General features: G+C 35.4%; 1 protein-coding gene. It reads right to left on the bottom strand.

All coding sequences use genetic code 11. From position 1 onward, the window contains the following. Positions 1-64: 64 nt before the first annotated feature. Positions 65-277: haloacid dehalogenase-like hydrolase (locus tag AAEY79_RS14720; RefSeq protein ID WP_352289076.1), on the bottom strand; the 213-nt coding region annotated here is incomplete at its 5' end.

A 277-nucleotide genomic window follows, 5' to 3' on the forward strand; every position in this document is an offset into this window, starting at 1 on the left:
TAACTTATTCTATTAGATAGAAAATGAAAACGCTTAATGAGTAATCTAAGCTCATAGCCACGAGTCAGATTCTTTTTTGCCATGGAAAATATTGCTCATCAGCTATTTTAAGTAATGCTTCGTCCTCCTTAGTATCGCCATAAGCATATATTTTTTGATATTCATCAAGGTTGACTAGTGATTTCACTCGCTTCGCTTTTTCCTCACCTGAGCAATCGGCATTAGCATATTTACCAGTAAGCGACTCTCTATTCACTTGAAGTTGACTACAAATCAA

This window comes from Psychrobacter sp. GW64-MNA-CIBAN-0177 (genome assembly GCF_040309585.1).
GTDB lineage: Bacteria > Pseudomonadota > Gammaproteobacteria > Pseudomonadales > Moraxellaceae > Psychrobacter > Psychrobacter okhotskensis.